The 11,975-nt window shown below is 52.5% G+C and carries 7 protein-coding genes; 5 read left to right on the plus strand and 2 right to left on the minus strand.

Annotation, left to right across the window (positions count from 1 at the left end; genetic code table 11):
* Nucleotides 1-122: 122 nt before the first annotated feature.
* Nucleotides 123-2,396, plus strand: a complete 2,274-nt coding sequence (locus tag FJM74_RS01920) for a S46 family peptidase (RefSeq protein ID WP_241738901.1) — start codon at nucleotides 123-125, stop codon at nucleotides 2,394-2,396.
* 72 nt (nucleotides 2,397-2,468) lie between these two features.
* On the opposite strand, the gene FJM74_RS01925 is transcribed toward FJM74_RS01920, so the two are convergent.
* Nucleotides 2,469-3,080 (minus strand): T9SS type A sorting domain-containing protein, encoded by a 612-nt coding sequence (locus FJM74_RS01925; RefSeq protein WP_187260858.1) that lies wholly within the window; start codon nucleotides 3,078-3,080, stop codon nucleotides 2,469-2,471.
* Nucleotides 3,081-3,642: 562 nt separating this feature from the next.
* Here FJM74_RS01925 and FJM74_RS01930 point away from each other — a divergent pair.
* From FJM74_RS01930 to FJM74_RS01945, 4 genes are all read left to right on the plus strand, one after another.
* A complete protein-coding gene (locus tag FJM74_RS01930; RefSeq protein ID WP_187260859.1) occupies nucleotides 3,643-4,974 on the plus strand; it encodes a TolC family protein in 1,332 nt (443 codons plus the stop codon).
* A gap of 20 nt (nucleotides 4,975-4,994) precedes the next feature.
* Entirely contained in the window at nucleotides 4,995-6,134 is a 1,140-nt protein-coding gene (locus FJM74_RS01935; protein ID WP_187260860.1) for an efflux RND transporter periplasmic adaptor subunit, read from the plus strand.
* Between the two features lie 26 nt (nucleotides 6,135-6,160).
* A complete protein-coding gene (locus FJM74_RS01940; protein ID WP_187260861.1) occupies nucleotides 6,161-9,358 on the plus strand; it encodes an efflux RND transporter permease subunit in 3,198 nt (1,065 codons plus the stop codon).
* 413 nt (nucleotides 9,359-9,771) lie between these two features.
* Nucleotides 9,772-10,905: an acyltransferase family protein gene (locus FJM74_RS01945; RefSeq protein WP_187260862.1), complete on the plus strand. Its 1,134-nt coding sequence runs from the start codon at nucleotides 9,772-9,774 to the stop codon at nucleotides 10,903-10,905.
* Between the two features lie 169 nt (nucleotides 10,906-11,074).
* On the opposite strand, the gene FJM74_RS01950 is transcribed toward FJM74_RS01945, so the two are convergent.
* Nucleotides 11,075-11,944 (minus strand): SDR family oxidoreductase, encoded by an 870-nt coding sequence (locus FJM74_RS01950; RefSeq protein WP_187260863.1) that lies wholly within the window; start codon nucleotides 11,942-11,944, stop codon nucleotides 11,075-11,077.
* Between the last annotated feature and the right edge of the window lie 31 nt (nucleotides 11,945-11,975).

Raw genomic sequence — 11,975 nt, forward strand, 5'->3', positions numbered from 1 at the left:
TCCTGTCATTACCCATTTGCAGCACCAGTTGCCGCACCTTTATACGGTGCCGGCAGGCGGCTTAATTTTCGGTTTTACCATGTTATTAAGTACCTTTGGGCCATATTCTTCAATTTAATTTTATGATGGTTAATAAAAGAATCTTCCTTCTTGTGGCAGCTATCTGCCTGAGTATAGGGTGGAGCGCTGCCCGCCCGCCAGCAGAAGGCATGTGGCTGCCCCTGCTCCTGAAACAGCTCAATGAGGCAGAAATGCAGCAGCAGGGCTTTAAACTGACGGCCGAAGACATTTACAGCATCAACCGCTCCAGCCTGAAAGATGCTGTCGTCTCTTTTGGGGGTTTCTGCACTGGCGAGATCGTGTCGGCCGAAGGGCTGCTGCTCACCAACCACCATTGTGGCTACGGGCAGGTGCAGTCGCACAGCTCCGTCGAGAACGACTACCTGACTGACGGGTTCTGGGCCATGAACCGGCAGCAGGAGCTGCCAAACCCCGGCCTGACCGCCACTTTTATTGTGCGCATGGAAGACGTGACCTCACAGATTCTCACGGGTATTCCGGCTGCGGCTACAGAGGCTGTACGGGAAGCAACCATCCTGGGCAACATGGCCCGCGTACGCCAGGAAGCAACAGCCGGCACGCATTATGATGCAGTCATCAAGCCATTCTTTTATGGCAATGAATTCTATATGTATATAACCGAGACGTTTCGGGATGTGCGCCTGGTAGGAGCCCCGCCTTCTGCCATCGGCAAGTTTGGCGGCGATACCGATAACTGGATGTGGCCACGCCACACCGGCGACTTTGCCCTCTTCAGGGTATATGCCGGTGCCGACAACAAACCAGCCGATTATTCGCCCGACAACAAGCCTTACCAGCCAAAACACCACCTGCCCATTTCCCTGAAAGGTGTGCAGCAAGGCGACTTTACGCTGGTCTTCGGGTTTCCGGGCCGTACCAACGAGTACCTCACCTCACATGCCATTCAGGAAATCTACGAAGTGTCGAACCCGGCAAAGATCAGCATCCGCGAAACAAAGCTGCGCCTGCTCGATGAAGACATGAAAGCCTCAGATGCTGTCCGCATCCAATACGCTGCCAAATACGCCAGCATCGCCAACGCCTGGAAAAAGTGGATCGGCGAGAACCGTGGCCTACACAAAGCCAACACCATCGAGAAGAAAAAAGAGCTGGAACGGGAGTTTGCACAATGGGTGAATGCAGATGCCAGCCGCAAGCAGCAGTACGGCAACCTGCTGGCTGAGTTCGGGCAGAATTACCAACAGCTCGATGGCATTACCATTGCCCGTGATTATGTGAACGAGGCAGCCATGGGGGTGGAACTGATCCGGCATGCTGTCGATTACATTCGGCTGGTGGAGCTGGTAGAAACCAAAGGAGCCGCATCAGAAATAAATACGTTGGCAGACCGGCTGGAGAAATCGGCCCCGGGCTTTTATAAAAATTATAATGCTCCCACCGATAAGAAAGTGTTTGCCGCGCTGCTGGACCAGTATTACCAGAACATCGACCCGAAATTCCATCCGGAAGCCTTCTCCTCCACGGCCAGGCAAAAATACCAGGGCAACTTCAGCAAATATGCCGACGATGTGTACAGCAAATCGGTTTTTGTGTCGGAAGATCGCCTGAAGGCGGCCATGGCAGATTTACGTGCCGGAAAAACGCAGGCATTTAAAAGCGACCCTGGCTTCCTGCTGGCCAGCAGCATTCTCTCTCATTACCGCTCGGAGATCCTGCCGGTGTACAACCAGGTAAACGACAACCTCAACCTCCTGTACCGCACTTACATGACTGCTCTGCGCGAGATGCAGCAGGACCGCAAGTTCTACCCCGACGCCAACTCTACCCTGCGCGTGGCCTATGGCAAGGTAGCAGATTACGAGCCCATGGATGGAGTGAAGTACAAGCACTATACCACGCTGGAAGGAGTGATGGAAAAGGCCGCCATGGGCGGTGTGGAAGACTATGTGATTCCGGCCCGCCTGCGTGAGCTGTATGAGCAAAAAGATTTCGGTCCCTATGGTGTGGACGGTCAGATGCCGGTGTGCTTTATCGCCTCCAATCACACCACAGGCGGCAACTCAGGCAGCCCGGTCATAAACGGCAATGGCCAACTTATCGGCATCAACTTCGACCGCAACTGGGAAGGCACCATGAGCGACATTGCCTATAACCCGGATCAGGTGCGCAATATTTCTGTAGATGTACGCTACCTGCTTTTTATAATTGATAAATTTGCCGGAGCAGGCCACCTGGTGCAGGAAATGACACTGGTAACAGACGATACCTCTGGCTTACCGCATGCCGATAACCGCAAGGAAGCGCCTAAGAAGAAAACCAGAAAGCAAAAGAAGAAAGAAGCCGCAGTTAAGTAAAGCACGCCTTTGTTCATACAGAAAGCCCCGCTTATTATCAAGCGGGGCTTTTTTTAATGGCTACTTTTGCTCTTATTGCCGCACCAGTTTGTGCGAGAAAGCATATTTACCTCCTACCCACACCCGTAGAACATAAATACCTCGGGGCCAGCTCTTGACATCCAGGTTCAGGCTCTGACCGTCGGAACCTGCCGGTTCCAAGGTAAGCTCTTGTGTTACTTCCTTACCCGTAAAATCAAAGGCTTTAAAAGACACATTACCTGGTGCCTTCAGGTTGAGCGACAAACGGACCAGGTCAGTAACCGGGTTAGGATAGACAGAGAAGTCATTCTGATCCAGCTCTTTCACTGATGTGGCGGCCTGCACGGTGACAGTGCCTGTCATCTCTCCGCAATGCGGAATACAAAAATAGCTTAAGGCTCCTGCAGAAGTGAACGTAAAAGAATAAGTGGCGCCCGGGTTCAGATTCCCTGAGTTGAAGGCCCCGCTTGGCTGGCAGTTGCTGCCGCTGGTAGCCGTATGGATCATAGAGCCGGAGTTTACCCATTCCACCATGTCTCCTACATTCACCGTGATCGTAGCCGGATCAAATCTATTATCCCTGATTTGTACGGTATGCTTGGTCTGGCCATGCGCTCCGAATCCTGCTACCAGCAAAAACGAGAGTAAACATAACATTTTCATGTAAAGATGGTTTAGTGTTGAGCAAAGAGGTTGTAACAGACAAAAGGTCATCACAGAAAGTGTCTATTCTGCCACAGGAGGTGCTTCCCTGGGCAGATCAATAGCAGCAGCAAATCACTATGGCCTGGTGCCCTTTCCTGGAAGGCGAAAGACAGAGGCTTTCAGGGTGGTAGGTCATTCGATAGCTGCCACCATCACGCAAGCAAGCTAAAGTTGGTTGCCTTCTATTTATAAAATTGCCAAAGAAGTCTAAAGTTCAAGAGGCAGCGGCTGCAGGCAAAGACACTCCGGAGGGCCTTTTTCATTAGAATAATTGCTCAAAAACGAATACATGAGGATATGGAAAGATAAAAACCAGGGGTCTCACCAGAGCCAGCCGCATGCCTCCTAGCCTGAATCTTTGCAAAAAATTAATGAAGAAAAAGAAAAACATTACTTAACTTTGAACAATGTTGTAACATGTAATTAATGTTATAACATACGGTTTGATCCCTCAAGCGCACACTTATCTTATTAAAATCCTGATTACCTGTTTTTTACAACAACAACCTCAAGCTCTTCTATGAAATTATATAAGTACATGATGCCGGCACTGTGGGGACTGCTGCTCTGCCCTACCCTCCTGTTGGCTCAACAAAACCGAGGCAACAGCCATCAGCCCCTCACCCTGGACCAGTGCATTGAATTTGCTTTAGCCCACCAGCCAAGCGTGAAACAGGCTGCCATTGATGAGGCGATTGGCGAACGGGATATTGCGGCCAGTCTTTCGGGATGGATGCCCCAGATCTCGGCTCAGTTTGCGGCCACGCATAACTTAAAAAGAGCCGTTTTTGTGATCGACGACAACGTGATCAGGACAGGCCAGAATTATACTTCCAATGTGTTGCTGCAGGCAAACCAGACCCTGTACAGCAACTCCCTGCTGCTTGCCTCCCGCGCGGCACGCTACACCAGGCTGCAGCTCGATCAGAATACAACAGACAACAAGATCAACACGGTGGTAGATGTGAGCAAGGCCTTCTACGACATACTGCTCACACAGGAGCAGCTCCGCATTCTGGACGAGAACATTTCGCGGCAGGAAAAGCAGTTTAACGATGCCCGAAGCCGCTACGAAGTGGGCCTGGTAGACAAAACCGACTACCAGCGCGCCAGTATCTCGCTCTCCAATTCCCGCAGCGACCGCAAGCGTTCGTCGGAGGCTATCAAGGCCAAAACGGCCTACCTGAAGCAACTCATGGGCTACGACACGGAGGCGAGCCTGCAAATTGCATCGAACTACGAGCAAATGGAGCTCGAGGCGCTCCTGGACACAACGCAACAACTAAATGTAGCCCACCGGATTGAATTTCAGCAGCTCCAGACCCAGAAACAGTTCCTGAAACTGAATACCAGCTTTCACAGATGGAGCTTTATTCCCAACATTTCAGCCTTTATCAACTATAACCCGCAGTTTTTCAGCGCCACGCTCGGAGACCTTTATAACCAGGCTTTCCCAACGTCGGCTGTCGGGCTGCAGGCTTCTATTCCCATATTTCAGGGCACGCAGCGGCTCCAGAACCTCAAAATAGCGCAGCTGCAGGAAGAACGCCTGGAAGTGGACGAGGAGAATGTGCGGAAAATCATCAACACCGAGTACCAGACGGCGCTGGCCAATTACAAGAGCGAGTATACCGACTGGCTTACCCTGCGCGAGAATGCCAGTGTCGCAGAGGAAGTCTACCATATTATTAAACTGCAGTACGACGAAGGTGTGAAAGCATACGTGGACCTGGTAGTGGCAGAAACAGACCTGAAAGCTGCCCAGCTCAATTATTATAATGCGCTCTACAGGGTACTGGCCAGCAAGCTGGACTTCCAGAGAGCAATCGGAACTATTAACATCAACCAATAATCATCTCGCATAGCCTTAGCATGAAGCGACCTATATCCTGGCTCCTGACGGCCACCCTCTGCCCCGCCCTCCTCATCTCCTGCGGCGGCAACCAGACTGCACCGCAGCACGCAGCTCCAGCTGCCATTCCCGTAAACACCTATCAGGTAACAGAACAACGCGTTACCGGCACCGACACCTACCCGGGCACTGTTGTACCCCTGAATGAGGTAGAGCTGCGGCCACAGGTATCGGGCTATATCACGAACATTTATGTGCAGGATGGCCAGCGGGTAACCAAAGGGCAGCGCCTGTACGAAATCGACCAATCCAAGTACCAGGCCTCTTTGCAGCAGGCACAGGCAAACCTCCAAAGTGCCAGGGCCAACCTGGCAAGGGTGCAGCAGGATGTAAAACGCTACGAGCGCCTGAGTGAGCAGGAAGCCATTGCGCAGCAGCAGCTTGATTATGCCCGCGCCGACCTGGCCACTGCGCAGGCACAGGTGGCGGCCGCAGAAGCACAGGTGCGAAGCGCCTCCACAGACCTCGGCTACGCCGTTATCAAGGCGCCTTTTGCCGGTACCATTGGTATTTCGCAGGTGCGGGTTGGCGCCCAGGTTTCACCGGGTCAGCCACTGCTCAACACCATTTCGTCCACCGATCCTATTGCCGTGGACTTCGTCATAAATGAGCGCGAGATAGGCCGCTTTAACCAACTGATGCAGGGGGAGCAACCCGACTCACTGTTTACGCTTAAGCTAAATAACAGCACTGTTTACGACACCCCCGGAAAAATTATTGCCATAGACCGGGCCATTGGCCGCCAGACCGGCACTACCACCGTGCGGGTACAGTTTCACAACAAGGAGCGGCTACTGGTGCCAGGCATGACGGTAGAGGTACAGGTCCTGAACCAGGACATAGGCGAGCAGTTAGTGATCCCTTATAAGGCTGTAACAGAACAACTGGGCGAATACTATGTGTATGTAGTGCAGGCCGACACGGTGGTACAGCAGAACGTGCTGCTGGGCACACGCTTCGGAGCCGACATAGTGGTGCGCGAAGGCCTTGCCGATGGCAGCACCATTGTAGTGGATGGCATCCAGAGACTACGCCAGGGGTCTAAAGTACAAACAGGTGCCCCACAGGCAAATCAGGTGCAACCAGCCGCCGCAAATTAAGTTCAATTTGACTTTCCAGTAGAAACATGATATCAGATGTATTTATAAGACGGCCCGTCACCGCCATAGTGATCTCTATTGTGATCGTTTTGGTTGGTGTACTGGCCATGATGAACCTACCTGTTACCCAGTACCCGGATATCTCTCCTCCGGTGGTATCTGTGTCGGCGATCTATACCGGGGCCGATGCGCAGACAGTGGAGCAGACAGTAGCTACACCTGTGGAGACGCAGATTAACGGTACGCCGGGTATGGCCTATATTACCTCCACCAACACCAGTACCGGCCAGATGAACATGAGCGTAACCTTCGAGATAGGCACCGACATCGACATTGCCACCCTGGACGTGCAGAACCGCGCCAGTATTGCCGAACCCAGCCTGCCTGAAGAGGTGAGGCGGCTTGGTGTGACCGTGCGGAAGCGGAACCCGAGTATCATGATGGTGATCGGGATCTACTCTCCCAAAGGCACCCACAACATCCAGTACCTCGACAACTACACCAACATTTATGTGCGCGATGCCTTGCTTCGGGTAAAAGGTGTGGGCGACATAAATGCGCTGGGGCAGGATTTCAGTATGCGGGTGTGGCTGCAGCCAGATAAGCTGGCACAGTACAGCATCAGTACGAACGAGATCACCGCCGCCATTCAGGAGCAGAACCTGCAGGTGGCTCCCGGTACGGTAGGCGCCATGCCGCAGTACAATACACAGGCGTTCCAGTACCCCATTACGGTGCAGGGCCGCTTAAAGGACCAGGAAGAGTTTGGCAATATCATTATCCGCACTAACCCGGCCGATGGCTCGCTGGTGTACCTGCGTGATGTGGCCAGAATCGAGCTGGGGCGGTTTGATTACGGCAGGTCGTCTACCATCAACGGGCACCCATCTACCATGCTCCTGCTCTACCAGGCACCCGGTAGCAACGCCCTTGAAACAGCTGACGGCATTTACGCCACACTGGATGAGCTGAAGCGATCTTTCCCCGCCGATGTGGATTATATTGTTTCGTTTGAAACAGTTTCGGTGGTGGAGGTTTCTATTAAGGAAGTGGTTATTACGTTGGCAGAAGCCCTCATACTTGTAATTCTGGTGGTGTTCCTGTTCCTGCAAAGCTGGCGAGCCACCCTGGTTTGTATTCTGGCCATCCCCGTGTCTATTATCGGCACGTTTGTGTTCTTTATTCCGCTCGACTTCACCATCAACACGCTTACCCTGTTTGGTTTCGTGCTGGCAATTGGTATTGTGGTAGACGACGCCATTGTGGTGGTAGAAGCCGTGCAGCACTATATCGACCACGAGCGCCTTTCGGCCAAAGAAGCCACACGCAAGGCCATGAAAGAGATAACCGCGCCGGTTATTGCCATTGGCCTGATTCTGGCGGCGGTGTTTATCCCGGTTGGTTTTATACCGGGCATCGTGGGTCGGCTATACCAGCAGTTTGCCATCACCATCGCTATATCCGTGCTGATTTCTGCCTTTGTGGCGCTTACGCTTACTCCGGCCCTCTGCTCTATTATGCTGCGGCCGATGAACGTGAATGAAAAGTCCAAAGGCCTGAACAAGTTCTTCTTCAAGTTCAACAACTGGTTTGGCCGCACCACCAACTCGTACTCTAACGGTGTAAGAAAGAGTATCAGGTTTGCTCCTCTGGTGCTCATTCTGCTGGTTTGTGTGTATGCCGGCACCATCGGCCTGTTCACCATAAAGCCTACCGGCTTCATTCCTACTGAAGATGAAGGCCGCGTGTTCGTTTCCATCGAACTGCCCGAAGGGTCCTCCACAAACAGAACAAAAGATGTGCTCGACAAAATGGGCAAGATCCTGGGCGAAGAACCCGCTATCCGGAATTACACAGCTATCGCCGGCCTTAATGCCATCAATTTCTCCTTCAAGTCGAACAGCGGTACCTTCTTTGTGCAGATGAAGCCCTGGTCAGAGCGTAAAGATCCGTCTTTGCAGTTGCAGGGTGTGCTGGCATCGCTTAATCAGAAGTTCGCATCTATCAAAGAGGCAAATGTGATCATTGTGGCACCTCCCGCTATTCCGGGGCTGGGCAGCACCGGAGGTTTCAGCTTTATGCTGCAGCAGCGTACAGGTGGCGGCGACCTGAAAGAGTTCGAGAACGTGATGAACCAGTTCCTGGGCGCCGTAAACCAACGACCCGAAATTGCGATGGCCTATAGCTTCTTCAATACGCGCACACCCGGGTACCATGTGGATGTAGACCGCGAAAAAGCAAAACAGCTGGGCGTTTCGGTTTCAGACGTTTACAATACCATGTCTTCGCTGATGGGTAGCCGCTACATAAATGACTTTACCCGCTACGGCCGAAATTTCAGGGTGGTGGCACAGGCTGACACGGCTTACCGCATGGATATCGAGAGCCTTAAACAGTTTTATGTGATGAACAGGCAGGGCCAGTCGGTGCCGCTCAGTGCGCTGGTTACTTCCCGTGTGGTAGAGAATGCTTCGGTGATTTCGCATTACAACCTGTTCCGCTCTGCGGAGATCAGTGGCAGTGCCGCACCTGGCTATAGTAGCGGGCAGGCGCTGGAGGCACTGCAGGAGGTGGCCGCCGAGGTGCTGCCAACAGGCTATGGCTATGACTTTTCCGGCCTCAGCCGCGAAGAGCTGGCCGCAGGCTCCAGCACCATCTACATTTTCTCACTATCGATCCTGCTCGTGCTCCTGTTGCTGGCAGCCCTTTACGAAAGCTGGTCGGTGCCTTTCTCTATTCTCTTTGCCATTCCGCTGGGTATGTTCGGGGCTATTCTGGCCCTTACCTTCTTGCCTAAACTAGACAACAACGTGTATGCCCAGATCGGGATGATCACGCTGATCGGTCTGGCTGCCAAAAACGCGATCCTGATCGTGGAGTTTGCCAAAGAGCGTGTAGACACCGGCATGGAGCTGATTGCCGCCACCATAGAGGCCGTGAAGCTGCGCCTGCGCCCAATCATCATGACATCAGCCGCCTTTATTCTGGGGGTTGTTCCGTTGGCAATGTCATCCGGCGCTGGTGCCGTTTCGCGGCAAACAATTGGCTGGACAGTTATCGGGGGGATGCTGGCGGCCACGTTCCTGGCCATTTTTGTGGTGCCGGTGCTTTATGTGGTTATTACCCGGGTGGCTTACGGCAGTAAAAAACTGGCGGAGCTGGAAGAGCTCAGAAAAGTAGACGACCACGAAGGCCATGACCCGACAGCTGTTGGTCATACCTAAAACAGGTTGCTTATTCAAAATACAAAAGGTCCTGGTTTATAGCCGGGACCTTTTGCTTTTATCCACCTGCCTTCGATCTGGAGGCAGCGGCAGCAACAGCAACATTTTCCTCCGGAGGGACTTTTTCATTAGAATAATTCGGGTCCGCTACTATTCAGGCTGCCTTTTTTGAACCAGGGAGTTTGGCCCTTGCCGATATTTCATCAGCTAAGGCTTCGGAGTTGATTCGGGCTTTCTCACGTTTAATCTTCCTCTACGTCAGGGTGATGCAATTGCCCGGGCATCAGGAGGAGGATCAGTTAGTGTGTCCTGCCTTCGGGCTCCATATAGCAGCCAGAGCGGGCATTGCCAGGATTCAGCAACATTTATGGCAGTATGCAGTATTAGAGGTAGCTGTAGAAAAAAGCTGTTCGATGCACTTTCTGAACCGTGTTTACCTCCTGGTGCAGCACTCCAACAATCTGGAATCAAAAACTTCTATGAACCCTTATTTAAGTTATAAGCTAAAGATACTTTCTTTGTTTGCCATACTGCTGGTAGTCTACATACACGCTTACACCTTCGAGCTCGCTCCCCACTTCGGTGCCCTGACACAGCAGAAAAGCTACAACAGTTTTATCCAGGATTATATTTCGCAGGGAGTGGCCCGCATTGCAGTGCCGCTGTTTTTCTCTATTTCCGGCTATTTGTTCTTCCTCAATTTTAAGCCTTCGGTAGGCGGATTTCTGAAAAAGTACCAGAAACGGTTCCGGACGCTGGTGGTCCCTTTTTTGCTATGGTCTTTGTATGGCATTCTCTTGTACTTCGTGCTCCAACTCGCGCCAAACAGTGAACTGTTTTTCAAAAACCGTCTGATCCGGAACTTTGACCTTCCGCAGTTTTTCTCCACCTGGCTCAAGCACCCGATCCCGTACCAGCTATGGTTTCTCCGCGATCTGATTTTTCTGGTTCTGCTATCGCCGCTGGTGTGGTTTTACGTCCGGTACCTGAAAGAGGCTGGCATCGCCTTACTGATTGTGCTGTGGGTGTGGCTGTTCGACCTGGATCTTTTCCAGACAGAATCGCTGCTCTTCTTTTCGCTGGGTGCGCTCCTTTCCTTTAGGTCTGGTCTCCTCTTAAAGCAACATACGTCCAACACAACCTACCTGGTGCTGCTGGCCTGGCTGCTGCTCATCCTCCTGAAAACCTGGCTCAGCCATATCGACTTCGATCCAGCCCTCGCCGTCAGGTTGGTGCATAAAGCAGCTATACTCGTAGGCATAGTGGCCGCCTGGATGATTTTCGACAAGGCCTTTCTGGGGCGGGAGGCAAAAGAAAGCCGGATGCTGTGGTTCGCTTCCTTCTCGTTCTTCATCTACGCTTTCCATGAGCCGGTTCTCACTATTTTTAAAAAGGGGCTTTTCTTCTTGTTGGGAACAACCGACCCGGTTACACTCCTTGTATACCTTACGGCACCGCTTGTCGTCATCGCATTAAGTGTTTTGGCAGGCCTGATCCTACAAAAATTGCTGCCCTGGCTCTACGCCCTGCTGACCGGCGGAAGATGATCTTTAAAGTTAGAAAGTTTTTGAAAGTAGAAAGTTAGAGAGGTAGAAAATGGCAACATTAACTTGAGGCGAGAAGGCTCATTCGGTAATTATTCCAATGAAATAAGCCCTCCGGAGCCTTAGCCGCTCGTGCTGCTCTAAATACCCCATTAACTTTCTAACGTTAACCTCACTCCTTGCCTCTCATTTTCTTCTCCATGGCATCCCACAGCTCATGCGGCACCTGGTCGAAGGAATTGAACTCACCGGCACCATAAAGCCACTCCCCTCCATCTATGGTTACGACCTCCCCGTTTACAAAACCGGCGTAATCCGACACCAGGTAGGCGGCCAGATTCGCCAGTTCCTGGTGCTCCCCAAACCGGCCTACCGGAATGCGTTTGAGCGGGTCGATCTGTTCGGCAAGCTGCTTTGGGAACAGCCTGGTCCAGGCCCCTTCGGTTGGGAAGGGCCCGGGGGCGATGGCATTGGAGCGGATACCGTATTTGGCCCACTCTGAGGCCAGCGAACGCGTAAGGGCAAGCACGCCGGCTTTGGCGCAGGCAGAAGGCACCACATACCCGGAACCGGTCCAGGCATAGGTGGTGACGATGTTGAGTATGGCAGCCGGTTTTTGCTGCGCAATCCAGTGCTTGCCCAGGGCTAGGGTGCAGTTGTAGCTGCCCTTCAGCACAATGTCTGTCACCACATCAAAGGCTTTGTGGGTGAGGCGCTCTGTGGGGCTCACAAAGTTGCCGGCCGCGTTGTTCACCAGCACATCCACCTGCCCGAAATGCGACAAAGCCTTCTCCAGCATGGCCTCCACCTCCTGGTATTTGCGCACATCGCAGGCTACAGGCAATACTTCGCCTCCGGTTTGCTGCCTCAGTTCCGCTGCAGATTTTTCCAGAACCTCCATTTTACGGCTCGCTATAACCACCTGGGCGCCAAGTTCCAGAAAATACCTGACCATAGAGCGGCCAAGGCCAGTGCCACCTCCGGTCACGAGTATGGTTTTGCCTTGTAAGGCTCCTTCTTTCAACATAGGTTCTGCTTTCATGGTAGTTATGTATAAGTCTGCTTTGTTGCCG

The sequence above is a fragment of the Pontibacter beigongshangensis genome (genome assembly GCF_014332515.1).
GTDB lineage: Bacteria > Bacteroidota > Bacteroidia > Cytophagales > Hymenobacteraceae > Pontibacter > Pontibacter beigongshangensis.

Bases quoted from the DNA above. Each gene is read 5' to 3' on its own strand.
- FJM74_RS01920 (WP_241738901.1), top strand. From the start codon at position 123: ATGATGGTTAATAAAAGAATCTTCCTTCTTGTGGCAGCTATCTGCCTG.
- FJM74_RS01925 (WP_187260858.1), bottom strand. From the start codon at position 3,080: ATGAAAATGTTATGTTTACTCTCGTTTTTGCTGGTAGCAGGATTCGGA.
- FJM74_RS01930 (WP_187260859.1), top strand. From the start codon at position 3,643: ATGAAATTATATAAGTACATGATGCCGGCACTGTGGGGACTGCTGCTC.
- FJM74_RS01935 (WP_187260860.1), top strand. From the start codon at position 4,995: ATGAAGCGACCTATATCCTGGCTCCTGACGGCCACCCTCTGCCCCGCC.
- FJM74_RS01940 (WP_187260861.1), top strand. From the start codon at position 6,161: ATGATATCAGATGTATTTATAAGACGGCCCGTCACCGCCATAGTGATC.
- FJM74_RS01945 (WP_187260862.1), top strand. From the start codon at position 9,772: ATGCACTTTCTGAACCGTGTTTACCTCCTGGTGCAGCACTCCAACAAT.
- FJM74_RS01950 (WP_187260863.1), bottom strand. From the start codon at position 11,944: ATGAAAGCAGAACCTATGTTGAAAGAAGGAGCCTTACAAGGCAAAACC.